The sequence below is a fragment of the Pseudomonas sp. NPDC086251 genome (assembly GCF_044746405.1).
Classification (GTDB): Bacteria; Pseudomonadota; Gammaproteobacteria; order Pseudomonadales; family Pseudomonadaceae; genus Aquipseudomonas.
In genome coordinates this window covers 155,199-179,917 of the sequence record NZ_JBIVBY010000012.1, presented here as the reverse complement: position 1 = coordinate 179,917, position 24,719 = coordinate 155,199, and the positions used below count along the sequence as shown (strand labels likewise).

The window sequence follows — 24,719 nt, the reverse complement described above, 5'->3', positions numbered from 1 at the left end:
CAAACTAAAGCGCACGGAGAATCACCCATGTTCAACTTCTCGAAAGTCTCATCCCTGGCACTCGGTCTGGCACTGGTAGGCGGTCTTGGCCTGTCGAACCTGGCCTCGGCCAGCACTGAATCCCACAGCCCGGTCCAGCAGCTGCTGGTGGAAGGCGGTGCCGATCGCCTGCAAGAGCTGCGTGAACGTGTGGCCGAAGGCGGTTCCGACCGCCTGATCGAGAACCGCGTTGCCGAGGGCGGTGCCGACCGTCTGCAGGAACTGCGCGAACGTGTCGCCCTGACCAGCTCGAGCAACGCCGTACACGGCGGTGTGATCGTTGCCGAAAACCGCGCCGAGTTCGGCTCGAAATATCAGCGCTACTGATCAAGATTTACAACCCACCAACGATCGAATGTGGGAGCGGGCTTGCTCGCGAAGGCTGAGTGTCAGACGACATCAATGTTGAATGATCAACCGCCTTCGCGAGCAAGCCCGCTCCCACATTTGGTTATGTGTAGGCTGGGTGATCACCGGCAGTCCTGAGATCTGACGCAATAGTCCGACAATTTCTCGGGACAGGTGCAGCGCGCTCGTACTAAGATTTGCGCTTCATTTCATCAAGGACGATTCATGAAGCGCTTTGTCGGTTGCCTGTTGTTCTTCCTGACATTCCCTGCGGTCGCCGCCGATCTGAACATGCTCACCGACATTCATCCGCCCCTGCATTTTCAGCAAGGCGGCGAGTTGGTGGGGTTTGGCGTAGATGTGGTGCACGCGCTGGCCGAACGCGCCGGCGACCAGGTGCATCTGCAACAAGTCCCGTTGCTGCGCGCCTTGCACATCGCCACGACAGAGCCTGCGACCGGGGTGTTCACCGTGATGCGCACGCCCGAGCGCGAGGCCCAGTACCAGTGGGTCGGGCCGCTGATGGACGTGGAAACCGCGCTCTATTCCGCTGACAACGCCCAGCAACCCGTCAGCAGTTTGCAGCAAGCCGCGAGCCTGGGCCGTATCGCCGTCCCGCGCAAATGGCTGGCCTATGGTTACTTCCAGCAGCAGGGTTTGAACAATGTCTACGGCGTGGAAACGCCCGAGCAAATGATGCGTCTGGCGCGTCTCGGTCGTACCGAATTCGTGGTGGCCGACACCCTTTCCATCGCCACCCTGGCGCGCGAAGAAGGGTTGGCGCCCAGCCAGTTGCACTATCAAATGCCGCTGATGAAGCAAGGCACGTACATCGCGTTTTCCCCGCAAACCGATGCGCGCCAGGTGGCGCGTTGGCAGCAGGCGCTGGACGAGATGAGCCGTGACGGCCGCCTGGAACAACTCAAGCAGCGCTGGCTAAGCGACAACACGCCGCGCTGACGGTGGATCAACGCGCTCGATAACAACTATGCGCAAGGGTGCTTTTTCATTGCGACGCGCCAGCCCTAGAGTGGCCACATCTTCTCCCCACTCTTCTGGAGCATCATCATGAAAAGCATCATCGGTCTTGGTTTCGCCCTGTCGGTTCTTGGCGCTACATCGGCCATTGCCGCACCCCACGCCACCTCGCAAGTCGTCGCAGCCGTGAAAGTCAGCCAACCGGCCACGCTGAACGTCAACACCGTCGGCGTTGATCAAAAAGACAGCCAGGCAAGCAAACTGTACGTCGCTGAAAACCGTCCTGAGTTTGGTTCGAAGTATCAGCGCTATTGATTAACGGCTTTGTGCCACTGTCAACAAGAACCCCCGGGTTGATCCTGTCTATCCGGGGGGTTCTTGTTTGTGAAGCTGAGGCAGGACTTAGTCGGTGTAACCCAGCCTGACTGCCCGGTTTTCCTGCGCCTGCCCACGTGTCGCCAGGCAATAGTAGAGCGGGCACGTCACCACCAATCCCACCAGCCACGACAGGTCGGCGCCCTCCACCAGATTCGCATACGGCCCGACATACAACGAGGTATTGGCGAACGGCAGCTGCACGATAATCCCGATAAAATACGCAACAATCGCATGCAGGTTGAAACGCCCGTAAATCCCGCCGTCCGCACGGAAAATCGAGGCAATGTCGTAGCTGCCGCGCTTGATCAGGTAGAAATCAATCAGGTTGATCGACGCCCATGGCACCAGGACCAGCAACAACGCCAGAATCAAGCCGATGAACTGCGAGATGAAATCCGCCGACGCGCCCAGCGCCACCACACAGCAGCCCGCCAGCACCACACTCGACAACACCACGCGCACCTTGATGCTCGGCGTCCACTGGCTGGCGAAGGTCTGGATCGAAGTGATGATCGACAGCACCGCGCCGTACAGATTCAAGGCGTTGTGGCTGATGATGTTGAGCAAAAACAGCACCATCAGAATAGGCCCCAGCCAACCGGTGGACTGCTTCACCGCGGCCATTGCCTCGGTGCCTTCCGGGGTGGCCAACACCGCTACCGCGCCGAACGTAAATGACAGAATGGTGCCCAGCGTCGCGCCCAGGTACGTGGCGAAAAATGGCCGCGCGATGCCGATATCCGCTGGCAGGTAACGCGAATAATCCGACACATACGGCGAAAAGCTGATCTGCCAGATGATGCCCAGCGACACCGTCGCCAACCAGCCCGACAGATTGAAACCGCCACGGCTGAAGAAGTCCGCCGGCAGGTCATGGGCAAAGATGTAAAGGAAGCCAGCGAGCAAGGCGCTGCCCATGACCCAGGTGCCAATCCGGTTGAGCGTATGGATGAAGCGGTACCCGATCACCCCGATCGCCGTCGCGCTGAGCGCGCCGATGAGGATGCTCGCCGGCACCGGAACCGAAGGCGCGATGCCGACAATCGACTTGCCCGCGAGCACGATGTTGGAGATGAAAAAACCGATGTAGATGATCGCCGCGAAAAACACGATCAGCAGCGCACCGTAACGGCCGAACTGGCCGCGGCTCTGCACCATCTGCGGAATCCCCATGCGCGGGCCTTGCGCCGACGCGAGGGCAATCACCAGACCGCCGACCATGTGCCCGAGCGCAATCGCCAGCAAGCCCCAGAACAGGTCGAGATGAAACACCTGGACCACCATGGCCCCGGTGACGATGGGCAGTGGCGCAATGTTGGTGCTGAACCATAAGGTGAAAAGATCGCGGGCCTTCCCGTGGCGCTCTGCGAGGGGGACGTAGTCGACCGTGTGATTCTCGATCAGGGGGTCTTGCCGGGACATCTCGGACATGTGCGTGAACTCTAGTTTGTCTGATCTTATAGTTGTACGAAGCCAAACCGGGGGTACTCGATGGCACCCGCTCAGATGCGAGCCATATTATGGTATTCCAACATTTTCACAAGACTGATCCGGTCTTTAATCACCCCGCTGATCCGCAATTCTGCCGCCTAAAAGCAGGCCACTCCTCGCTATAAGCCCCGTAAACATTGGCTTTAAGATAAAGAATGCGCGTTTATCGGTTCACAGAAAAAGCCCTTGCAAACTATGTATTACGGTATACCATCAGACCTACAAACCCATAAGAATTCACGTTACATCGCCAGAGGACCATCCCATGATCGATGCCGCCATCTACAAACAAGTGATGGGTTCGTTTCCGTCCGGTGTGACCGTGATCACCACGCTGGATGACGACGGCCAAATCGTCGGCCTGACTGCCAGCGCCTTCAGCTCGCTGTCCATGGACCCGGCCCTGGTGCTGTTCTGCCCCAACTACAGTTCCGATTCCTACCCGGTGCTGATCAAAAACAAACGCTTTGCCATTCACGTCCTGTCCGGCGGCCAGCAGAGCGAAGCCTATGCGTTCGCCCGTAAAGGCAAAGACAAGGCCCAAGGCATCGAATGGACCTTGAGCGAACTGGGCAACCCGATTCTGGCCAATGCCACCGCGGTGATCGAATGCGAACTGTGGCGCGAATATGAAGGCGGCGACCACGCCATCATGGTCGGCGCCGTGAAGAACCTGATCGTGCCCCAACAGAACGCCGGGCCACTGGTGTATTGCCACGGCAAGATGGGCGCCCTGCCCGTTCTCGCCTGATTCGACAATACTCAATTTGCGTACATCCTTAATGTCGACACTCCAATAAATAGCCAGCCGACTCCCGATCGACCGGCCAACAACAAAGATCCGAGGTAAGCGTCATGAAGTTTTCCCTGTTCGTGCACATGGAACGTTGGGACGAAAGCGTCAGCCACCGTCAGCTGTTCGAAGACTTGACCGAACTGACCCTGATGGCCGAGGCCGGTGGTTTCAGCACGGTCTGGATCGGCGAGCACCACGCCATGGAATACACCATCTCGCCGAGCCCGATGCCGCTGCTGGCTTACCTCGCGGCCAAGACCACCACCATTCACCTCGGCGCCGGCACCATCATTGCGCCGTTCTGGCACCCGTTGCGGGTGGCCGGCGAATGCGCGTTGCTCGACGTAATCAGTAACGGCCGCATGGAAGTCGGCCTGGCGCGTGGCGCCTATCAGGTCGAATTCGATCGCATGGCCGGCGGCATGCCGGCCTCGTCTGGCGGCCAGGCGCTGCGTGAGATGGTTCCGGTGGTTCGCGCGCTGTGGCAAGGCGACTACGCCCACGACGGCGATATCTGGAAATTCCCCACCTCCACCAGCGTGCCCAAGCCGATTCAGAAGCCCAACCCGCCGATGTGGATCGCCGCCCGCGACCCGGACTCGCACAACTTCGCCGTGGCCAACGGCTGCAACGTCATGGTCACACCGCTGATGAAGGGCGACGAAGAAGTCCTCGACCTGAAGAACAAATTCCAGGCCGCGCTGGACAACAATCCCGACGTACCGCGTCCACAATTGATGGTGCTGCGCCACACTCACGTCCATGCGGTCGATGACCCGGAAGGCTGGAAAGTCGGGGCCAAGGCGATCTCGCGTTTCTACCGCACCTTCGACGCCTGGTTCGGCAACAAGGAAGTGCCGGTCAACGGTTTCCTGGCGCCGAGCCCGGAAGAGAAATTCGCCGCTCGCCCGGAGTTCGAACTGGAAAGTCTGCACCGCACTGCTATGATCGGCACCCCGGCAGAAATCATTCCGCGCATCAAGTATTACCAGGAACTGGGGGTCGACGAATTCAGCTTCTGGTGCGATAACAGCCTGCCCCACGCGGAGAAGAAAAAATCCCTGGAGCTGTTTATCAAACACGTGGTGCCAGCGTTCCGCTGAGTCCACCACCCTGCCCCCCCGGACGCTAAGCCTGGGGGCCTGACTGACGTGTAGGGTCGATTCCCATGCTGAACGATCGCCGCCCATCACTCGCCCTTTCCTCCGGCGCCGAGCAGGCTTACCTGCGCGGCGAATGGAGCGCTTCGCACCTTCATTTCAAGCGCCTGCGCGCCAGCGTTTCCGCCAAGCAGAACGGCTTCTGGCAAATAGTTCACTGAGCCCACCCGAACAGAACTCCACGCACCTCAGGTCCCGTCATCACGGGGCGTGTGCGGTGCATTGTGCTTCGGCTCATGATCAGGTTTGCCCAATGAACAATAACAACGCGCTGTTGATCATCGACATGCAGCAAGAGGACGGTTTCGTCCTGGAAAACTTCGACACGGTGGTCACCCATACCGCCGCCCTGCTCGACTCCGCCCGCCGTCAGCAGGTCCCTGTCATCTTTACCCGCCACATCAATCAGGCCGATGGCAGTGACTTGCCACGCGGTGAACCGCGAGCGGACGACGGCGGCCCGAGCAGCTATCGCGCCGGCACCTGGCACGTGGAAATCATCGAGTGCCTGACGCCAAAACCCGATGATTGGGTGATCGACAAGGGCCGCTACAGCGCCTTCCACCGCACCGACCTCGATGCCCGGCTGAAGACGCTTGAAATCGACACCCTGATCATCAGCGGTGTGTTGACCGATGTCTGCGTGCTCAGCACGGTGTTCGACGCCTTCGCCCTGGGTTATCACATTCGCCTGGTCAGCGACGCCTGCACCACGACCACCCTGGCGGGGCATTACTCGGCGCTGTTGATCATGGCCAACTGGGTCTATTCCCTGGAAATCCTCACGTGCGCCCAATGCCTGCGCGCCCTGGAAAGCCGCGACTATTTGAGCCTGACCTCCGAGCGACCGGACGCTTTCGCCCATCAGCCCCCTGAGTTCGAAAACACCATCGCCCGTTTGCACGCCCACCTCGCCCGGATTCAGGAGTGATCGCCATGCACGTCGAAAAAAGAAGCATTGATTTCATTCCTGAAGATGAACGCCACGGCCAACCCGGCTCGCTGTTTTTCATCTGGTTTGGCGCCAACATGAACATCACCACCATCGCTTCCGGCGTGCTGCCGGTGGTCATGGGGCTCAACCTGTTCTGGAGCGCGTTGGCGATCATTCTCGGCTCGCTGCTGGGGGCGATTTTCATGGCTTCCCATTCAGCCCAGGGGCCGAAACTCGGCATCCCGCAGATGATCCAGAGCCGGGCCCAGTTCGGTGTGCTCGGGGCGGTGTTGCCGCTGCTGTTCGTGATGCTCATCTACCTCGGCTTTTTCGTCAGCAATACTTTGCTCGCCGCCCAGGCGCTGGCGTCGGTCAGCCCGCTGCCAGCCACCGGCAACATCTACCTGATCGGGGCGTTGTGCTTCGTCGTCGCGCTGTATGGCTATCGCCTGATCCATCGGCTGCAGAAGTTACTCTCGCTGCTGTCGCTGCTGGTGTTCATCGTCGCAACGGTGCTTGCCTTGCAGCTGCCGATCCCGGCCGAACACTGGCTGCCGACGGGTTTCTCGTTGTCGAAGTTTCTGGTGGCCGTGAGCATTGCCGTCACCTGGCAACTGTCCTATGCGCCGTATGTGGCCGACTATTCGCGCTACCTGCCAAGCAGCACGCCGACCGCCCAGGTGTTCTGGTACAGCTACGCCGGCACGGTCAGCGGCGGTGCGTGGATGATGATTCTCGGGGCGATCCTCAGCGTCGGTATCGGCGACTTTTCCAGCAACGTCGGCAGCCACGTTGCCGGGTTGTTTGGTGGCGGTGCGCTGCTGCTGTTCGCCTTCATCGTTTATGGGCAGGTGTCGATCAATGTCTTCAACCTGTACGGCGCTTTCATGTCGACCATCACCGTGATCGAACCCTTTGCCCGACTCAAGGTAACGCCTCGGGTACGCGGCCTGTTCATGCTGGTGATCAGCCTGGTGGCCACTGCGTTGTGCACCGTCAGTCAGGATGACTTCATCAACTTTTTCCTTAACTTCATCTTCTTCATGAGCTACTTCCTGATCCCCTGGACGGCGATCAATCTGGTGGATTACTACTGCTTGCGCAAAGGTCAGTACCGGATCGACGACATCTTCGACCTGAACGGGATGTACGGGCGCATCAACTGGATCGCCTGCGGCAGTTTCGTGCTGGCGATTGCCCTGGAAATTCCGTTCATGAACACCACGCTGTACGTCGGCCCGGTGGCCACCGCGCTGGATGGCGTGGACCTGGCCTGGATCGTCGGGCTGCTGGTGCCTGCGCTGAGCTACTACGGATTGATGAAGAAAATTTGGGGCGGGATGGGCTACATACGCAACACCTAAAAACCACCGTCCCCTGTAGGAGCCGAGCTTGCTCGCGAAGGACTCATAGACACCGCGTTTATCCTGTTGAAACGCGTCATCGTTGACGACCTTCGCGAGCAAGCCCGCTCCCACATTTGGGCTGTGTGCACCTGCGAGAGATGGGTTGGCTGTCTGGCTGCCTTCGCGGGCAAGCCTCGCTCCTACGAAATCAAAAGCAGATCGGTGTGCGCGCCATTCATCGATAAAACTCAATATTCGAAAATGCTTGCCGATAGTCAGGACAATGCCCCATCGTCTGGGGACACTGGAATGGACTAGCAGCGGGCTAAAGCTGATGAAAGATATCTATCTATTGATCGAACATGGCATGGATCAGGGCGAAGTTTACGTCCTGGGCTATTTCGATGACGAACGCCAAGCGAAGGAAGCAGCCGAGGAGAAGGAGTGGGAGGCGTACCGCGCCAGCCTGAAAGCCGAACACGTCTGGTCGAGCCAGAAGCCGGTGGCCCCGGACAAGACGGCTTATCGCCGCTACTGGATCAAAGCGGTGTCCAAATTCGAGCGCGTGCCTGTGCCGAGATCCTCGGCGGTCCACTGACAGTGTGCACGTACTGAATTTCAGGCAAAAAAAATCCCAGGCAGCTGATGGACGCCTGGGACTTAAAAATGCATAAACCGTGGTGGTGAACGCGGGGCGGATATTACGGAATATTTCGCTGTGTAACAAGATATTTTGATTCACCATCCAGTTACTAATGCTTCTAACCTATTAAATATCCACACTATTTTTAAGGTTGCCTCTACAGGAACCAGCGATATTCTCGCGCGCTAATGTCGTGCATGAAGGCCAAATGGTCCTGACGCTTGTTCTCGCAGTACACATCGACAAACTCCGCGCCCAAGCCCTCGCGCAACGGCGCATGGCTTTGCATCGACTGCACGGCTTCCAACATTTCCAACGGAAAATCGATACCGCTGCCACGATCTTCGTTGAGTGACGCAATCGGTTCACGGCCGACTTCCAAGCCTTGTTCCAATCCCACCAGAATGGCCGCCAGCACCAGATACGGGTTGGCATCGGCGCCCGCCAGGCGATGTTCGATGCGCAGGTTATTCGCGTCCGAATCAGGCACCCGCAAGCAGGCATCACGGTCCTCAAAGCCCCAACTGGCGCGCGTCGCGACGTTCACCGTGCCACTCAAACGGCGCATTGCGTTGTGATTCGGTGCAAAAATCGGCATGCAGTGCGGCAACACTTCCAGGCAACCGGCCACCGCATGACGCAGCGCTTGCTGCCCGTTAGCCGCCAGCAAATTGTTCCCCGCCTCGTCGTAAAGGCTCACATGCACATGCATGCCACTGCCCGGGTGCTGCAAGTACGGCTTGGCCATGAAACTGGCCCGGTGGTGGTGCTTGAGGGCCACGCCCCGCGTGCTGCGGCAAAACAGGGCCGCCCAGTCAGCGGCACGCAGGCCGTCATCGAGATGACCGAAATTGATCTCGAACTGGCCAGGGCCCAGCTCGGCGGTGATCACCGTGGCATCGATGCCTTGCGCCCGCGCAGTCTCGACCATTTCATCAAGCACCGGGGAAAATCTCGACAGCCGTTCGATGTGCATGTTCGGCTGATCATCCGCATCGCCCGTCAACTGATCGCGCGGGAACTGCGGCAAGCCGTCACGCAACTGGCTATCAAACAGATAGAACTCCAGCTCGAAGGCGACCACCGGGAAAATTCCTTTGCGACCGAGTCGTTCCAGCACTTGGGCCAGCACCTCGCGCGGTTCGAAGACGATCGGTTTTTCGGTGCCGTCCGACGTAATCAGCATCTGCCCCAACGGTTGTTTTTCCCAGCCGACCGGTTTGAGCGTACCGGGAACCAGGCGACGAACTGCATCCGGATCGCCGTCGTTAAAACAGTAGTCACCAATTTTGAACAGCCCGCCTTGAGTCCCCAGCAGCACACAGTTTTGCGGCAGCTTGAGCACGCTGCCGGCGGCGACCTTTTCGAGCATGTCTATCGGGTAGCGCTTGCCGTAGAAATGCCCGGGGATGTCCAGGGCAATCAAATCGACGTAGCGCACATCGGGGTAGCGCTGACGAAACGCGCGAACCTCGGCCAACAGATCAGAGCAGACAGCTTCCATCGTGGTGTTCCTTGTTGTTTTTATCAGGTGTAAACCCAGAGCACCCGGGTGAACTGATCCGAGAGGTTGCCGTAGCGGCAATGGGTGTGACTGGCCAGCTGAAAACTGTCACCGGTGCGCAAGGTCACCGGTTTGTCGTCATCGAGCCACAGTGTCAGCTCTCCCTCCAGGACATAGCCGCCCTGCTCCGAGCTGTCATTCATGTGCCGGTCACCACTGCTGGCGCCGGGCTCCAGTCGGCTTTCAAGCATCGAAAAGGACGCCCGCATCTTCGGCGAGACGAGGATGTCGGTAATCCCGTCGGCGTAATACAGGGTGCGTCGTTCGTCCGGGCGGGTCACCCAGGGCAACGCCATGGGTTTGGGCAAACTGTAGAAATAGGTGGTCGGCACGCCCAGGGTTTCGCTGATGGCCGTCAGGTCCGCCACCGTCGGTCGTGACAGACCGCGCTCGACTTGCGAGAGAAAACCGACGGAGCGACCGATTTTGTCCGCCAGCTCCTTGAGCGTGTATTTTTTGTGTTTGCGCAGGTCCTGGATCAGGATCGCCAGCGCCGAGATTTCTTCTTGCATGTCCATCTGGGTTCTTCCGCCAATTGATGCTTCAAAGGCTATCGCGTAAGCGATACCAGGCCTTGCCGATGGCTTCCAGCGGGGCCGCCATGTATTTGCCGCCGGGGAAACTGTTGTTGATCAAACCTTGGTACAACGCCAGCTCATCCGGCTGACCGAGTATCGCGTCGGACACCGCACGGGCCCCGGCCAATGTCGGCAGCACGCCGTGCCCGGAGTAACCCTGTAGCCAATAGAGATCGCCACGGCGACCGATATCAGGGGTGCGCTTGAGCGTGAGATCAATATGCCCGCCCCAGGCAAACGCCAGTTCGACGCCTTTAAGCTGGGGAAACACGCGCTCCAGATAAGGCCGAGTCGCGGCGGCAATGTCCTTGGGCATGCCGCCCAGGTAGGTACAACCTCCGCCGAACAACAGCCGGTTATCCGGTGTGCGACGGAAATAATCGAGGACAAACTGGTTGTCGGTGACGCACACATTGCTCGGTATCAGCGCGCTCGCCTGTTCCGGCGAGAGCGGCACGGTGGCGACTTGATAGGTGCCAACCGGCAACACGCAACTCGAGAGCCGCGGGTCGAGTCGATCGAGGTAGGCGTTGCACGCCAGCACCAGCACATCTGCCCGAATACGCCCGCGTTCGGTAGTGACAACGTACTGACCACCCTCTTCGTGATAGCTCAGCGCCTTGCTTTGTTCATGGATGCGTCCGCCGGCACGTTCAATCGCAGCGGCCAGACCGAGTGCCAGTTTCAGCGGATTCAGGTGCCCGCCTTCAGGATCAAACAGCCCGGCCTGATAACGTTCACTGGCGACCCATTCCGGCAACTGCTCACGCGCAATGAACTGCAAACCATCGTGACCCCACTTGTGACTGGCCTCGTGTTGCCACTCGGTCAGCAGACTCACCCGTCGCGGCATCACCGACGTCCACAGGTGGCCGGGTCGATAGTCACAGTCGAAACCATGGCGCCCCGGCAAGTCGCGCAGTTCCCGGGCCGCCCAGCACATGCTGTCCCACAACCGCCGTGCGCGCTCATAACCCAGCGCCGCTTCCAACGGCGGCATGTCGCACGACCAGCCGAGAATGGCCTGGCCGCCATTGCGCCCCGAGGCCGCCCAAGCCACCCGACTGGCTTCCAGCAACGTCACGCGCTTGCCGGCCAAGGCCAGGCGCAACGCGGTATGCAAGCCACTGAAACCGGCGCCGATGATCACCACCTCGGTGCCCTGCTCGCCTTCCAGAGCCGTTCGATCGAGCAGGCGATCCGCGCAGGTATGGGCGTAATAGCTGGCAACGTGGTGGGTCGACTGTTGAAACATGCAGGCCTCGTGAAATTTTATACTTATAATTTCATGAAAAACTACACGGTAAATTTCACAACTGCAACCGTTCGCGGCGCAAAAAAAATCCCGTCCAAGGCGACCTGGGCGGGATTTTTGTCCATCAGACAACGCTATTGAAGCAACGCTGCCGACGTCTTAGGCGACCGGAATCATCGGATCCGCGGCAGCCAGCGCAGTGACACGGTCAGCCGCTGGCGGGTAGATCCACTGGGTGTTGATTTGAGTCTTCAGCGCTTTGGCTTCCTCTTTGACCAACTTGACCTGGCGGTCCCAACCCTCGGTGTAGACCGCGCCCCACGCGCCCAAGTCCAGGCACGTCACGTACTTGGGCTGGCTGTAGGGTGTTGGATCGACGCCGAGAATCTGCGCGGCAACGTTGTTACCGGCGTGACGCCCCAGCGAGATGGCGTGTTGGCAGGTCATCAGGGCAAAGTTGCCGATGTCATCGGAGGCCGCGTAAGCAACGTCGCCGGTGGCGAAGATGTCTTCCTGACCAATGACTTTGAGGTGCGCGTCGACGTGCAGACGCCCCAGGTGATCGCGCTCGGCGGGAATCTGCTCGGTCAGCGAGCTGGCGCGTACACCGGTAGTCCAGACCACCGTTTTGGCATCGATGCGCTGACCGTCGGCCAGGGTCACGCCGTTTTCATCGACGGCGACGACCGACGATTTCAAGCGCCATTTCACGCCCGTTGCGATACTGGCTTCAGCGATCGACTCGGCGATCTCGGCGCCCATGGAGCCGCCAACCTTCTCACCACGGTCAACGATGATCACTTCAATGTCGGTGCGATCACCGAGGATGGCCCGCAGACGCGCAGGCATTTCAGTCGCCGTTTCAATCCCGGTGAAGCCACCACCGGCCACCACGACCGTGTTACGGCTGTTGCTTTCTGGCAGGTTGACCAACGACTTGAGGTGGTTTTCCAGGCGCACGGCCTGCTCGATCTGATCAACGTCGAAGGCATGTTCGGCCACGCCCGGAGTGTTCGGCAGCGCCAGGCGGCTGCCGGTGGCCAGAACGAGTTTGTCGTAGCTGCACACCTGTGGGTTGCCAGAGGCATCGATGTAACCGACACGTTTTTGCTGCACGTCGATGGTCTCGGCAGCACCTTTGATGAATTTCACACCTACCGCATCGAACAGCTCGCCGATCGGTGCGGCCAGTTGATGCGCATTCGGTTCGTAAAAGCGTGGACGCACGCGCAGCTCGGCCTGAGGCGCCAGCACAGTCACTTCGACGTCGTTGTGAGCATGAATGTCGAACAGGCGCGTCGCGCTCAAAGCCGTCCACATGCCACCAAAACCGGCGCCGATTACCAGGATGTGTTGCTTCATTTTCAACTCCAGGAAAGACCAAATGAATTTGTTGAAGGCCGCTCATCGGTCGCAGGGACTTACCGTTGCCGACCGGACAACTGCGACTCTATTGATCCCAGTTAAAACACGCAACAATTTTTTTATGAGGGTGACCATCGGACCTTTCGATGGGTCCGAAGAGAATTGATAAACCTGCTACTCACGCGGATAGCAACGAAGCAGAAAGAATAAGCAGGTGAACCTGGCGCGTTGCTTAGCCCAACGCCTGCTGCTAACATTTGCGACTACATTTGTCGGAGATCGATATGTCTCTTTATAGCGCGGGCGTTGAGTACGGCATTCACTGCCTGCTTTTTCTGGTGGGTAATGGCGGCGACACCCGTGAGGCGAGCGTGCGCGACCTCGCAGAGTTGCAAGGCGTGCCTCTGGACTATCTGGCGAAAATCTTCACCAAACTGGCCAAGGCAAAATTGGTGGTGGCCACTGAAGGCGTGCGGGGCGGGTTCAAGCTGGCCAGGCCTTCTGACGAAATCACCCTGCTGGATATCGTCAATGCCATCGATGGCCAGAAGCTCATCTTCGATTGCCGAGAGATTCGCGGGCGGTGCGCATTGTTTGAAGGTACGCCGCCGGACTGGGCGCTGGCCGGTCCCTGCGCAGTCCACGCCGCGATGATGACCGCACAAAAGCGCATGGAAGACGCCCTCGCCCAGCAGACCATTCTTGACCTCGCCCGCAAGGTCGGGCGAAAAGCCCCGGCGGAGTTCGGCGGCCAGGTGGACAACTGGATAAGCGAGCGTCGGGAAAAGAAAGGCAGTACCAGCGAGCAGGCCAGTGACGCCCCGCTCATCCAGGTGGCAGATATTTCCGGCTAGTGCTTACAAGCAGTCACGCACGGCCTTGCGCATTGCGCCGGATTTCGCCCAGGGCGGCCCCTGATAAAGCGATACCCGGCTGCCGTCCTTCGACTTCACGATATCGACAATTTCGTCGGCCGTGATGACGCTGGGTGCCGTGATTCTGTAGCCGTTGGAAATCGCCGTTTGCGCCGTTTTGGGGATTTGCTGCTGCCACGCCGGCAGCACGCACGCGGCATACTCTTTAGGCGGCTTCTCGCTGTACTTGCTGACATTGGGCTCACCTGGTACCAGCGAAGTGGGCAACGAACAACCCGCCAATAACGCGAGCATTACGCCCCCGATCAACATCCGCATGACGCTTCCTTATCCCAAAAACGCAAAATGTAGCGCGTCGCCGCCCAGACATCCATCTCAACTCTGCGCATTAACGTCGCCGGGATCCGGATAGGAGCGTGCGTTCAAATACGTCATCCATCGTTCGTAGGCTTCATGCTGCCATTGCGTCACCCGCTCCCATTCCGGACCGTTCAACTGATGTGCGGAAATCAGTTTCATCATTTCCGTGGTCGCCGCGTCCAGATCAACGATCAGCTCATGCGCGTGAAACCTGAAGTCATCGGTATTGGTCATTTTGAAGTTGCCTCGCCCTAGCGAAAATTCACTACTTCACTACGACAGCAAATCTGTGCGTGCCCGCTCATCTTCCCGACCAAAGGCACTACCGGTGGATCAGACGAACATCACGGCCCCTCCAGCGAAATGGGACTACTATTTTGTAGCAGAGATTGGCAGGAGGTCATCATGTGGCTTAACGAATTCGAAAACGAACTTCGGCGCGACCTGCAAAGCGTGGCGTCGGATTTGAGATGGTCGGCGGTGGAGCTATTGCGCATCGCGGAGCAACTGCGCCAGGCGGGTAATGAGGTGGATGCGCAAGCGGCGCTGAAACTGTGCGATTTATTCCAGGGCGATGAAGATCGGCTGAAGGGTTATGCCGAGGAAGTGAAAGCCAAGGCCATCACCCGAAACAAAGCAAACTAGCGGGAGCGCTGCCATGAACAAGCCTCTGTGCGCGCTGATCGTTGTACTGACAGCGTCGGGTGGCTGCAGCACCGACTCAAGTGTCTATCGAAACCAGCCGTTGGTCGCGAAAGTCGAGAACGGCATGAGCAAGGACCAAGTCCAGCAGATCGGCGGCCAGCCTCTGTCCATCACGGACCGCACCGTTGAACCGGGCACGTGCTTTGACTACAAGCTGACTCAGGCCGGCCAGCAAAAGCCCTTCAACGTCAGCTTCGATGGCCGCGGCCAGGTCGACCACACAAGCTTCATGACGTGCGCGGAATGGAGCGCCGTACAGCGACGGGCCAGGGAGCCTTCACGCACCGGCGGCGGAGGTTATTGATCGGCAGATGATATTCCAGGCACAAAAAAGCCCCGGAAATACTGAGGCTAATAAGCGCGCTCAGCCATTACTGACTGCGTGACGGTTCACTTGTCCTGGCTCTGTAGGCCGGCAACGATGCCGCGTAGGCCAGTGCTTCCTCTTTGCTGCGAAAAGCGCCCAGCCGGTCACCTTTGGTGCAAACCCGCCACGGGCCGTTGTTCACGCTGAGTACGTCATAGCCGTTCATGTGCATCTTGTTCAGCATCGGAACGCTCATAGTCACCTCCATTTCGGCAGTGATATCCAGTATCGACGTGCCTACCTTACACCCACCCGTCACCCAGGTGCCGACCAGACGTCGCGACAGGATTTTGGCATTCGATAGCACTTTCAGCCCTTATTACCCCTCCAACTACCCAAATAGCGTTAAAAACAGCCCGGCCTGAATATTGCAGTTTTATGACAATACCGTGACAAACGCCAATCAGGTAACACATGAAAGTACGCGCCACCGTTATTTGCGAGCACGACCGGCATATTCTCCTGGTGCGCAAGGCCAGGTGTCGCTGGACGCTGCCCGGCGGAAAGGTCGAGCGCGGCGAAACCATTGCTGACGCCGCCATTCGGGAGCTTCGCGAAGAAACCGGGCTTTGGGTCGACGGGTTGCTGTACCTCATGGAACTGCAGTCAGGCAACACGCTGCACCACGTTTACGAGGCGTCGGTGGTGAACCTGGATCAGGCGCGGCCGTTGAATGAAATCTTCGATTGCGTCTGGCATCCGCTGGATGCGGTGCACAATCTGAATCCCAGCGACGCCACGCTCCGGATCGTGAACGCGTTTCGGCGTCGCTTGTAGGCGGTTCAGCCCTGATCGCCGCCACCGACAGGCATGATCATGCCGGTGATGTAGGACGCTTCGTCGCTGGCCAGAAACAGAATCGCGCTCGCCTGCTCATCCAGCGTCCCGTAGCGCTTCATCAAACTGCTGTCGAGTGTCTGGTCGACAATCTGCTGATACCAGACCTTCTCCTGCGCGCTTTGCTCGGCGCTGTTGCGCGGAATGACCCGTGGCGGCGCTTCCGTGCCACCGGGCGCAGTGGCATTGACCCGCACGCCACGCCCTGCGGTTTCAAAGGCCAGGCACGCGGTCAACGCATTCACCCCGCCCTTCGCGGCGCCGTACGGCACGCGATTGACGCTGCGCGTGGCAATCGACGAAACGTTGACGATGGCGCCACGCCCCTGCTCCAGCATGAAGGGCAGCGCGGCATGGCAGCACCACAGCGTGGGGAACAGCGAACGACGGACCTCGGCTTCGATCTGCTCGGCTTCGTAGTGTTCGAACGGTTTGGCCCAGATGGTCCCGCCAACGTTGTTGACCAGCACATCCAGGCGATCAAAACGCTCGACGGCGGTTTGCATCACGCGACTGCATTCGTTGTACTGCTCAAGATCGGCGGTCAGGGCGAGCACCTGGCTCACCGCCGACAACTCCTTTTGCACCTCGAACACCAACTCGGAGCGGTCGACCAGGATCAACTGCGCGCCTTCCGCCGCCATGCGTTCGGCCACCCGCCGACCAATGCCTTGGGCAGCGCCGGTGATCAGCGCGACTTTGTCTTTGAATCTGTTCATAGCAACCTCGTGACGGATGATTACCAGGCGAAACACGGTCCTGTGGGAGCGAGCCTGCTCGCGATTATCTTCAGAACACCGCGTCTATTCAGACGGCACGCGTGATCGTTGACGCTCATCGCGAGCGAGCTCGCTCCTACAGGGGAAGCGCGATTCAAGCCGCGCTGGCGGCAAATTTTTCGTAGTAGAAATTCGCCGGGGCGATGCCTTGTTCGCGGATGAACTGGCTGACCGCTTCGACCATCGGCGGCGGGCCGCACAGGTAGACATCGACGTCGCCCTCGTTCAAATGCTGCGGCTCGATGTGCTGGGTCACGTAACCCTTGAGCGGGTGCTGGCTGTCCGGGTTGGCCACGCAGGCACTGAAACTGAAGTTGGGAATTCGAGCGGCTAGTGCTTCCAGTCGATCGATTTCCACCAGGTCGAAATCGTTGGTCACGCCGTAGATCAAATGCAGCGGATGCGCACTGCCCTGCTCGGCGATTTTTTCGAGCATCGCCGTGAACGGTGCCAGCCCCGTGCCGCCCGCCAGCAGCAGCAACGGACGACGTATATCGCGCAGGTAGAAACTGCCCAGCGGCCCCGCCAGGTTCATGCTGTCGCCAGCCTTGGCCATGCCCGTGAGGAAACTGCTCATCAAGCCGCCGGGCACGTTGCGAATCAGGAAACTCACTTCACCATCGCGCTGCAACGAACTGAACGAATAAGCACGCGTCTGCTCGCTGCCGGGAATCCCGAGGTTCACATATTGCCCCGGCAAGAACGCCAATGTGCTAAGCGCTTCGCCCTTGATCGACAGCGCAATGGTGCTGTCGGACAACTGGCGCACGGCGCTGATGGTCGCGTCGTAGCTGGCCTGACGGGTGCGGCAAACCTCCGAAGACGTTGGCACGCGGACCACGCAATCACTCTTGGCGCGCATCTGGCAGGTCAGGACAAACCCTTGCTCGGCTTCTTCCGCGCTGAGCGCATCTTCGATGTACTCCTCGCCCAGGTCGTAAGTGCCGGCCTCGGCGAAACACTTGCAGGTGCCGCAGGCGCCGTCGCGGCAGTCCAGCGGAATATTGATGCCTTGGCGGTACGCGGCATCGGCCACGGTTTCGCCGGCGTTGGCGTCGATGAACCGGGTAACGCCGTCTTCAAAATTGAACGCGATCGAATGAGTCATGACGGCTGCCTCACAAGTGGTAAACATCGATGACCTGGCGAACGTAGTCGTTCTTCAGGATCACTTTCTTGGCCTTGATCAGCGGGTTTTCACCGCGCACATCGAGGGTGTAGAAACTGCTGCCGAAATAGCTGTCGACGGTCTTGTAGCGAAAGCTCAGGGTGTGCCAGTTGAAGCGCACCTTGCACAACCCGTCGGCCTGTTCGAGCAGCTCGATATTGCTGATGTTGTGCGAGGTGCGGGTGTCCGGAATGCTCGCGCTGGAGCGTTCGGTCTTGATCCGGAAGATGCGATCTTCCAGGCCGGTGCGGTTGCCGTACCAGATCAGCGAGATTTCCCGCTGCGGGTCTTCGGTCAACTCGTCGTTGTCGTCCCAGGACGGCATCCAGTACGTGGCGTCCGGCGCGTACAGCTCCAGCCAGTCGTCCCATTGCTTGTCGTCGAGGTAGCGCGCTTCGCGGTAGAGAAAATCGCGTACGGCGTCATAGGTGATGGTCATTGCACGGCCTCCACTGCAATCAGTTCGGGCTGTTCAGCGGCCAACGCCTTGAGCATCGTTTGCTGCCAGTACTTGTGTTGCAGCACGAACAACCCTTCGTCTTCGGTGCGCACGCCGCTGAGCAGCGGATGCAGGTCGATTTCCTTGGCCGCCTCGTCGGCGCCTTCGACCCAGTGCTCGGCGCCACGGGACATGTCGTTCCACGCGGTCACGCTGCCTTCGTAGCTGGTCTGGCAGGAGCGGAATTCTTCCAGGTCGTCCGGGGTCGCCATGCCGCTGACGTTGAAGAAATCCTCGTACTGACGAATCCGGCTCGAACGGGCGTGGTCGCTTTCGCCTTTGGGGGCGATGCAGTAAATGGTGATTTCCGTGCGGTTGACCGAGATCGGCCGGGCGATGCGAATCTGCGAACTGAACTGATCCATCAGGTACACGTTCGGGTACAGACACAGGTTGCGCGAGTTCTCGATCATCCAGTCGGCGCGGGCACGGCCGAAGTCTTGCGCCAGCTCATCGCGACGCTCATACAGCGGACGGTCTTGCGGGTTGGCCCAACGGGTCCAGAGCAGCATGTGGCCCTTGTCGAACGAATAGAAACCGCCGCCCTGCTTGGCCCAGCTGCCGGCGCTCATGGTCGGGTTGCTGTCGCCGGCCTCGCGCTGCTTGCGCTGGTTCTGGGTGGCGGCGTAGTTCCAGTGCACCGAGCTGACGTGGTAACCATCGGCGCCGTTTTCGGCGGTGAGCTTCCAGTTGCCTTCGTAGATGTAGCTGGAGGAACCGCGCAGCACTTCCAGGCCATCGGCGGACTGGTCGACGATCATGTCGATGATCTTGGCCGACTCGCCGAGGTGCTCGACCAACGGCACCACATCGGCCTTCAGGCTGCCGAACAGGAAGCCGCGATAGGATTCGAACCGCGCAACTTTGGTCAGGTCGTGGGAGCCTTCGCAGTTGAAGCTCGCCGGGTAGCCGGCCGCCGCCGGGTCTTTGACTTTGAGCAGCTTGCCGGAGTTGTTGAACGTCCAGCCGTGGAACGGGCAGGTGTAGGAGCTTTTGTTGCCGGATTTGTGCCGGCACAGCGTCGCGCCGCGATGGCTGCAGGCGTTGAGAAAGGCGTTGAGCACACCGTCCTTGTTGCGCGCGATGAAGATCGACTGGCGCCCCATGGTGGTGGTGTAGAAATCGTTGACGTTGGGGATCTGGCTTTCGTGCGCCAGGTACAGCCAGTTGCCTTCGAAGATGTGTTTCATCTCCAGGTCGAACAACCGCGGATCGGTGAACATCTCGCGCTTGCAGCGATAGATGCCCTGCTCTTTGTCATCTTCGAGCAGGGAGTGAAGGTATTCGGGTCGCAGGGACATGGCCGCCGCCTCCATTGTTTTTATTCAGGCAGGGCCATGCTAGGACGGGGGGAAGCGACGGACTATCCGCGGGGTGCAGACCTGTATCCGTTTACTGCAAAACCCACCCCCCCCTGTAGGAGCTGTCGAGAGAAACGAGGCTGCGATCTTTTGATGTTGTTTTTTTCAAAGCAAGATCAAGAGATCGCAGCCTCGTTTCTCTCGACAGCTCCTACGAGGGCGGGGGCGGTGGTTGGGTGGTTCAATGGCGGCGTTTGAGGGTGTCCGAGGGCAGTTCGCCAAACTGTTTGCGGTAGCAGTCGGAGAACCGTCCCAGGTGCAGGAAGCCGTAATCCATCGCCACTTCGGTGACGTTGCGCACGTTGCAGGTGGGGTCGCTCAGGCAGGCGTTGATGCGTTCGAGGCGTTTCTGCCGGATGTAGTTTTGCGGCGAAGCACCAGCGTTGCGTTCGAACAAGCCGTACAGCGAGCGCAAGCTCATCCGCGCCTGGCGCGCCAGTTCTTCGCTGTCGATGTCCTGCTTGAGGTTGCGCGCGATGTAATCGGCAATCACCTCGAACGTGGCGGTCTGCGAGCCCAGACTGATGCGGCTGACATTGGTCTTCATCAGGCTGAGCATCTTGCTGACGATGATCTGCGTGTAATGCTCCTGCACCTTGGGTATCTGCTCGGTGGCTTCGGCTTCCTGGCAAATCATCGCCAGCAGGCCGACAAACCCTTCCAGCTCGTCGAGCTGATAACGGTTCTCCAGAAACCGTACGCCCTGCCCCGGATACCGCCAGCGCTGCTCGTCGCACACGGACGTCAGCAACGGCGTGGGGATTTTCAGGATGAATTTTTCGCAGTCGTCCGAGTAGGTCAGGTCCACCGGATCGTCGGGATTGATCAACAACAGCTCGCCTGGGGCGAAGTAATGTTCCTGACCGTGGCCACGCCACAGGCAGTTGCCGCGCAGCAGCACTTGCAGGTGATAGATACTTTCCAGTGCACCCGAGGTGACCCGCACGCTGGCACCGTAGCTGATGCGGCACAGGTCGAGACTGGCGAACTTGCGATGATCGAGACTGGCCAGCGGACGGCCGGTCCGGGGCATCAGAATGCAATGATTGCCGACGTGCTGATTGACGTAGCCCGACACCGCGTAGGGGTCGGCCTGGTCGAATACTCTGCTGCGCTGACTCAACAGTTGCGCTTGCATCATCGGGTCACTCTCGTTGTTGTTATCGGTTGTATCGGGCCATTCTAGGTCAGTCCCTATAGCGGTGTGTCAGTGGACCGACCTGTGGAAGGTTGTCAATGAACCCGGTAGGAGCGAGCCTGCTCGCGATGGACTTGAGGACACCGCGGGGCATCAGGCACCCAGCGTCATCGTTGACGTCCATCGCGAGCAGGCTCGCTCCTACAGGGGGCGACGTGATCAATCCTCCAGTGCGCGCACCCGCTCGTGGCGTTGCTGTTCATCGGGTTGCGCAGTGGTCTGCAAGGTGAAATCGAATTCGATTTCGGCAAACCGACCGGTCACACCATGGGCCGCGGCACGCGCTTGGTCGTCGCTGAAGGTGATTTTGGCGATCAGCTCGTCACGGGTGGCGTAGGCGAAATCGTCGTGCAGGTATTGATCGCCATCGAGGTTGATCTGGGTGGTCAGGTGACGATGATCCGGCGCGGAGATGAAGAAGTGCACGTGCGCCGGGCGTTGACCGTGACGGCCCAGTTGATCGAGCAGTTGCTGGGTCGGACCATCCGGCGGGCAGCCATAACCCGACGGCACGATGCTGCGGAAACGGTAGCGGCCTTCGGCATCGGTAACGATGCGCCGACGCAGGTTGAATTCCGATTGCGTGGTGTCGAAGTACGAATAAGTGCCGCCGGTGTTGGCGTGCCAGACGTCCACCACGGCACCCGCCAAGGGTTCGCCCGCGGTGTTGAACACCCGGCCTTGCATGAACAGCGTCACGCCCGGATCGACACCGTCATCGAGTCGCGCTTCGCCTTGCGACAGCGGCGCACCCGCCACGTACAGCGGCCCTTCGATGGTGCGCGGCGTGCCGCCAGCCTTGCCGGCCTGCTCGTCTTCGGCGTCCATCAGCAGGTCCAGGTAATGCTCCAGGCCGAGCCCGGCTACCAACAGACCGGCTTCCTGGCGTGCGCCCAGCACGTTGAGGTAATTGACGGCTTTCCAGAATTCTTCCGGGGTGACGGCCAGGTCTTCGATGATGTTGACCGAATCACGCAGGATGCGGTAGATCAGGGCCTTGGCACGCGGGTTACCGGCATCGTTGTGCAGGCCGCTGGCCTCTTCGAGAAATTTCTGTGCACTGGCAGTGTGGGAAATCTTGACGTTCATTTGGGTGGGTTCCTCATCTTGTAATTATGGGCGTAGCGAACTGAACAGGCTGGGCTCAGTGGTCATTCTCGCGAATCGAAGAAGGATGCCGGCACATCGCGTCGATCTCGATGGCCATGTACGGAAACAACGGCAATTGCATGAGCAGGTTGTGCAATTCCTCGACGCAGTCGACATCGAAGACGCTGTAGTTGGCATAGTGCCCGGCGATGCGCCACAGGTGACGCCACTTGCCTTGCTCTTGCAGGCGCTGGGCCAGGGCTTTCTCGTCAGCCTTTAATTGGGCTGCCGCTTCGGGGTTCATGTCGACCGGCAGATTCACGGTCATTTTTACGTGGAATAGCATGATGCACTCCTCAGACTTGATGAAGGACAGTGGATGTCTTGTCGCGACGGTAAAACGCCAGGCGTTCTTCATCCAGGCTCAAGCCCAGGCCCGGTGTTTTCGGCACGTGCAGCTCGAAATCGCGATAGACCAGCGGCTCGCTGAGAATGTCTTCAGTCAGCAGCAACGGGCCGAACAGCTCGGTGTCCCACGCCAGTTTGTTCAGGGTGATAAAGGCATGGGCCGAGGCCAGGGTGCCGATTCCACCTTCGAGCATGGTGCCGCCGTACAGGCCGATACCAGCCGCCTCGGCAATCGCGGCGGTACGCAGCACGGCGCGTGGGCCGCCGTTCTTGGCGATCTTCAGAGCGAACACTGACGCCGCGCCGTCCCGCGCCAGATTGAAGGCGTCTTCCACGCATTCGATGGACTCATCGGCCATGATCGGCGCCGGGCTCATGGCATTCAAGCGCACCATGCCGCCCCGGTTGTTGCGCGAGATCGGCTGTTCGATCAGGTCGATGCCGTTGCTGCCCAGAATCCGGCAGGCACGCAGCGCGACCGCTTCATCCCAGGCCTGATTGACATCGACCCGCACGCTGGCGCGGTCGCCCAAGGCTTTTTTGATCGCAATGACGTGGGCCAGGTCGCGGTTGACTTCGCCGGCACCGATTTTCAGTTTGAAGATCCGGTGGCGGCGCAGGTCGAGCATTTTTTCCGCTTCGGCAATGTCCTTGTCGGTGTCGCCACTGGCCAGGGTCCAGGCCACTGGCAACGCATCGCGAACGCGGCCGCCGAGCAATTCGCTGACCGGCAGGCCAAGGCGCTTGCCCTGGGCGTCGAGCAAGGCGGTTTCGATACCTGATTTGGCGAAGGTGTTGCCACGGATGCTGCGTTCCAGGCGCAACATCGCGGCATTCACGTTGGCGCTGTCCTGGCCCAGCAGCAGCGGCGCGAAGTGACGGTCGATGTTGGTCTTGATGCTGTCAGGGCTTTCGTTGCCGTACGCCAGGCCACCGATGGTGGTGGATTCGCCGATGCCTTCGATGCCGTCGGCGCAGCGCACACGAATGATCACCAGGGTCTGGTTCTGCATGGTGTGCATCGCCAGTTTGTGCGGGCGGATGGTCGGCAGATCGACGATGATCGTCTCGATCGATTCAATGGCTGTTGCAAGCATGGCGATACCCGTCAGGTTCTTAAAGTTCTGGAACCGATTCTGGTACGGCTTTTTTCCGGAAGCCAATATAGAATTGGTCTGACTTGATACCTTTAAGGTATGCAACCGTTTGACGTCTGGAGGCCCCATGGAACTGCGTCACCTGCGATACTTTCAGGTGTTGGCTCAAACCCTCAATTTCACCCGCGCCGCCGAACTGCTGCACATCGCCCAGCCGCCGCTGAGCCGGCAGATCCAGCAGTTGGAAGACGAGCTCGGGGTGTTGTTGCTGGAACGCGGGCGGCCGCTGAAGTTGACCGACGCCGGGCGTTTTTTCCATGAACACTCCACCGCCCTGCTCGAGCAACTGAACAAGGTCTGCGACAACACGCGGCGGATCGGTTTGGGCGAAAAGACCTGGCTGGGCATCGGTTTTGCGCCGTCGACACTCTACGGCGTGCTGCCGGAACTGATTCGCCGCTTGCGCAGTGGGGAGCCGCTGGAGCTTGAACTGGGGCTCTCGGAAATGACCACGTTGCAACAGGTGCAGGCACTCAAGGCCGGGCGGATCGATATCGGCTTCGGTCGAATCCGCATTGATGACCCGGCGATCATCCAGACCGTTCTCACCGAAGACCGGCTGGTCGCCGCCCTGCCCGCTGGCCATCCGTTGTTGGCCGGGCCGATCAGCCTTCGTCAACTGGCGAAGGAACCTTTCGTACTGTATCCCGGCAACCCGCGCCCCAGCTACGCCGACCATGTGATCGCGCTGTTCGAGTCCTATGGTGTGAGCATCCATGTGGCGCAGTGGACCAACGAACTGCAAACTGCCATCGGCCTGGTGGGAGCAGGCATCGGCGTGACGTTGGTGCCGGCTTCGGTGCAACTGCTGCACCGCGATGACATTGGCTTCACCCCGCTGCTGGAAGACAACGCCACCTCGCCGATCATCCTCAGCCGGCGGGTGGGCGATGTGTCGCCGGGGTTGAATCACTGCTTGCGAATGATTGACGAACTGCAACCACAGACCTGAATTGCAACGCGAACTGTAGCAGCTGGCGAAGCCTGCGTTCGGCTGCGAAGCAGTCGTGAAATCAGGCACTGCGGTGACTCAGGACGACC

At 59.6% G+C, this 24,719-nt stretch carries 30 protein-coding genes; 14 read left to right on the top strand and 16 right to left on the bottom strand.

Annotation, left to right across the window (positions count from 1 at the left end; genetic code table 11):
* Positions 1-27: 27 nt before the first annotated feature.
* The 3 genes from ACIPL2_RS16545 to ACIPL2_RS16535 all read left to right on the top strand — a co-directional run bounded on the left by ACIPL2_RS16545 (position 28) and on the right by ACIPL2_RS16535 (position 1,680).
* A complete protein-coding gene (locus ACIPL2_RS16545; RefSeq protein WP_401357948.1) occupies positions 28-366 on the top strand; it encodes a hypothetical protein in 339 nt (112 codons plus the stop codon).
* A 246-nt stretch (positions 367-612) separates the two neighbouring features.
* Positions 613-1,347, top strand: a complete 735-nt coding sequence (locus ACIPL2_RS16540) for a substrate-binding periplasmic protein (RefSeq protein WP_401357947.1) — start codon at positions 613-615, stop codon at positions 1,345-1,347.
* A gap of 108 nt (positions 1,348-1,455) precedes the next feature.
* Positions 1,456-1,680, top strand: a complete 225-nt coding sequence (locus tag ACIPL2_RS16535; protein ID WP_401357946.1) for a hypothetical protein — start codon at positions 1,456-1,458, stop codon at positions 1,678-1,680.
* 87 nt (positions 1,681-1,767) lie between these two features.
* Here the strand turns inward: ACIPL2_RS16535 and ACIPL2_RS16530 are convergent, their stop codons facing one another.
* Complete coding sequence (locus ACIPL2_RS16530) at positions 1,768-3,174, bottom strand: purine-cytosine permease family protein (protein WP_401357945.1); 1,407 nt, start codon at positions 3,172-3,174, stop codon at positions 1,768-1,770.
* Between the two features lie 325 nt (positions 3,175-3,499).
* Between ACIPL2_RS16530 and ACIPL2_RS16525 the strand changes: the two genes are divergently transcribed.
* From ACIPL2_RS16525 to ACIPL2_RS16500, 6 genes are all read left to right on the top strand, one after another.
* The gene (locus tag ACIPL2_RS16525) at positions 3,500-3,985 is read left to right on the top strand and encodes a flavin reductase family protein (RefSeq protein ID WP_056740501.1); all 486 of its coding nucleotides are present in this window, start codon (positions 3,500-3,502) and stop codon (positions 3,983-3,985) included.
* 104 nt (positions 3,986-4,089) lie between these two features.
* Positions 4,090-5,133, top strand: a complete 1,044-nt coding sequence (locus ACIPL2_RS16520) for an LLM class flavin-dependent oxidoreductase (protein ID WP_401357943.1) — start codon at positions 4,090-4,092, stop codon at positions 5,131-5,133.
* A 65-nt stretch (positions 5,134-5,198) separates the two neighbouring features.
* Positions 5,199-5,351, top strand: a complete 153-nt coding sequence (locus tag ACIPL2_RS16515; protein WP_401357941.1) for a hypothetical protein — start codon at positions 5,199-5,201, stop codon at positions 5,349-5,351.
* 92 nt (positions 5,352-5,443) lie between these two features.
* Positions 5,444-6,121, top strand: coding sequence for an isochorismatase family cysteine hydrolase (locus ACIPL2_RS16510; protein ID WP_401357940.1), 678 nt, complete (start codon positions 5,444-5,446; stop codon positions 6,119-6,121).
* Positions 6,122-6,126: 5 nt separating this feature from the next.
* Positions 6,127-7,488: a purine-cytosine permease family protein gene (locus ACIPL2_RS16505; protein ID WP_401357939.1), complete on the top strand. Its 1,362-nt coding sequence runs from the start codon at positions 6,127-6,129 to the stop codon at positions 7,486-7,488.
* Between the two features lie 316 nt (positions 7,489-7,804).
* Positions 7,805-8,068, top strand: coding sequence for a hypothetical protein (locus ACIPL2_RS16500; protein WP_401357938.1), 264 nt, complete (start codon positions 7,805-7,807; stop codon positions 8,066-8,068).
* A gap of 202 nt (positions 8,069-8,270) precedes the next feature.
* On the opposite strand, the gene ACIPL2_RS16495 is transcribed toward ACIPL2_RS16500, so the two are convergent.
* From ACIPL2_RS16495 to ACIPL2_RS16480, 4 genes are all read right to left on the bottom strand, one after another.
* Positions 8,271-9,617 carry a glutamine synthetase family protein gene (locus tag ACIPL2_RS16495; RefSeq protein ID WP_401357936.1) on the bottom strand — a complete coding sequence of 449 codons (1,347 nt, stop codon included), beginning with the start codon at positions 9,615-9,617 and terminating at the stop codon, positions 8,271-8,273.
* A 23-nt stretch (positions 9,618-9,640) separates the two neighbouring features.
* Positions 9,641-10,195 (bottom strand): helix-turn-helix domain-containing protein, encoded by a 555-nt coding sequence (locus ACIPL2_RS16490; protein WP_401357935.1) that lies wholly within the window; start codon positions 10,193-10,195, stop codon positions 9,641-9,643.
* Between the two features lie 25 nt (positions 10,196-10,220).
* Complete coding sequence (locus ACIPL2_RS16485; RefSeq protein WP_401357933.1) at positions 10,221-11,510, bottom strand: NAD(P)/FAD-dependent oxidoreductase; 1,290 nt, start codon at positions 11,508-11,510, stop codon at positions 10,221-10,223.
* Between the two features lie 159 nt (positions 11,511-11,669).
* Positions 11,670-12,872, bottom strand: a complete 1,203-nt coding sequence (locus ACIPL2_RS16480; RefSeq protein ID WP_401357932.1) for an NAD(P)/FAD-dependent oxidoreductase — start codon at positions 12,870-12,872, stop codon at positions 11,670-11,672.
* Positions 12,873-13,159: 287 nt separating this feature from the next.
* Between ACIPL2_RS16480 and ACIPL2_RS16475 the strand changes: the two genes are divergently transcribed.
* Positions 13,160-13,729, top strand: a complete 570-nt coding sequence (locus ACIPL2_RS16475; RefSeq protein WP_401357930.1) for an RrF2 family transcriptional regulator — start codon at positions 13,160-13,162, stop codon at positions 13,727-13,729.
* Between the two features lie 3 nt (positions 13,730-13,732).
* On the opposite strand, the gene ACIPL2_RS16470 is transcribed toward ACIPL2_RS16475, so the two are convergent.
* Positions 13,733-14,068, bottom strand: a complete 336-nt coding sequence (locus tag ACIPL2_RS16470; RefSeq protein WP_401357929.1) for a hypothetical protein — start codon at positions 14,066-14,068, stop codon at positions 13,733-13,735.
* 57 nt (positions 14,069-14,125) lie between these two features.
* Positions 14,126-14,344 (bottom strand): hypothetical protein, encoded by a 219-nt coding sequence (locus ACIPL2_RS16465; RefSeq protein WP_401357928.1) that lies wholly within the window; start codon positions 14,342-14,344, stop codon positions 14,126-14,128.
* Positions 14,345-14,515: 171 nt separating this feature from the next.
* On the opposite strand from ACIPL2_RS16465, the gene ACIPL2_RS16460 reads away from it, so the two are divergent.
* Both ACIPL2_RS16460 and osmE read left to right on the top strand, forming a co-directional pair.
* The gene (locus ACIPL2_RS16460) at positions 14,516-14,755 is read left to right on the top strand and encodes a hypothetical protein (protein ID WP_401357926.1); all 240 of its coding nucleotides are present in this window, start codon (positions 14,516-14,518) and stop codon (positions 14,753-14,755) included.
* A gap of 13 nt (positions 14,756-14,768) precedes the next feature.
* Positions 14,769-15,119 carry an osmotically-inducible lipoprotein OsmE gene (gene osmE, locus ACIPL2_RS16455; RefSeq protein WP_401357924.1) on the top strand — a complete coding sequence of 117 codons (351 nt, stop codon included), beginning with the start codon at positions 14,769-14,771 and terminating at the stop codon, positions 15,117-15,119.
* Between the two features lie 67 nt (positions 15,120-15,186).
* Here the strand turns inward: osmE and ACIPL2_RS16450 are convergent, their stop codons facing one another.
* Complete coding sequence (locus ACIPL2_RS16450) at positions 15,187-15,378, bottom strand: SPOR domain-containing protein (RefSeq protein ID WP_401357922.1); 192 nt, start codon at positions 15,376-15,378, stop codon at positions 15,187-15,189.
* A 218-nt stretch (positions 15,379-15,596) separates the two neighbouring features.
* Between ACIPL2_RS16450 and ACIPL2_RS16445 the strand changes: the two genes are divergently transcribed.
* Entirely contained in the window at positions 15,597-15,959 is a 363-nt protein-coding gene (locus ACIPL2_RS16445) for an NUDIX hydrolase (RefSeq protein ID WP_401357921.1), read from the top strand.
* Between the two features lie 5 nt (positions 15,960-15,964).
* Here ACIPL2_RS16445 and ACIPL2_RS16440 read toward each other — a convergent pair whose 3' ends face one another.
* From ACIPL2_RS16440 to ACIPL2_RS16405, 8 genes are all read right to left on the bottom strand, one after another.
* Positions 15,965-16,738, bottom strand: coding sequence for a 1,6-dihydroxycyclohexa-2,4-diene-1-carboxylate dehydrogenase (locus ACIPL2_RS16440; protein WP_401357919.1), 774 nt, complete (start codon positions 16,736-16,738; stop codon positions 15,965-15,967).
* Between the two features lie 154 nt (positions 16,739-16,892).
* Entirely contained in the window at positions 16,893-17,906 is a 1,014-nt protein-coding gene (benC, locus tag ACIPL2_RS16435) for a benzoate 1,2-dioxygenase electron transfer component BenC (RefSeq protein ID WP_401357917.1), read from the bottom strand.
* A gap of 10 nt (positions 17,907-17,916) precedes the next feature.
* Positions 17,917-18,405: a benzoate 1,2-dioxygenase small subunit gene (gene benB, locus ACIPL2_RS16430; protein ID WP_059402715.1), complete on the bottom strand. Its 489-nt coding sequence runs from the start codon at positions 18,403-18,405 to the stop codon at positions 17,917-17,919.
* Positions 18,402-19,766 (bottom strand): benzoate 1,2-dioxygenase large subunit, encoded by a 1,365-nt coding sequence (gene benA / locus ACIPL2_RS16425; RefSeq protein ID WP_401357916.1) that lies wholly within the window; start codon positions 19,764-19,766, stop codon positions 18,402-18,404. Before benA ends, benB begins: the two co-directional genes overlap by 4 nt.
* 241 nt (positions 19,767-20,007) lie before the next feature.
* Positions 20,008-20,967 (bottom strand): AraC family transcriptional regulator, encoded by a 960-nt coding sequence (locus tag ACIPL2_RS16420; protein ID WP_401357914.1) that lies wholly within the window; start codon positions 20,965-20,967, stop codon positions 20,008-20,010.
* Positions 20,968-21,183: 216 nt separating this feature from the next.
* The gene (gene catA / locus ACIPL2_RS16415) at positions 21,184-22,113 is read right to left on the bottom strand and encodes a catechol 1,2-dioxygenase (protein ID WP_401357913.1); all 930 of its coding nucleotides are present in this window, start codon (positions 22,111-22,113) and stop codon (positions 21,184-21,186) included.
* Between the two features lie 55 nt (positions 22,114-22,168).
* A complete protein-coding gene (gene catC, locus ACIPL2_RS16410; RefSeq protein ID WP_401357911.1) occupies positions 22,169-22,459 on the bottom strand; it encodes a muconolactone Delta-isomerase in 291 nt (96 codons plus the stop codon).
* A gap of 10 nt (positions 22,460-22,469) precedes the next feature.
* The gene (locus ACIPL2_RS16405) at positions 22,470-23,618 is read right to left on the bottom strand and encodes a muconate cycloisomerase family protein (RefSeq protein ID WP_401357909.1); all 1,149 of its coding nucleotides are present in this window, start codon (positions 23,616-23,618) and stop codon (positions 22,470-22,472) included.
* Between the two features lie 127 nt (positions 23,619-23,745).
* Here ACIPL2_RS16405 and ACIPL2_RS16400 point away from each other — a divergent pair, with 127 nt between their 5' ends.
* Positions 23,746-24,630 carry a LysR family transcriptional regulator gene (locus ACIPL2_RS16400; RefSeq protein ID WP_059402721.1) on the top strand — a complete coding sequence of 295 codons (885 nt, stop codon included), beginning with the start codon at positions 23,746-23,748 and terminating at the stop codon, positions 24,628-24,630.
* Positions 24,631-24,719: the final 89 nt, after the last annotated feature.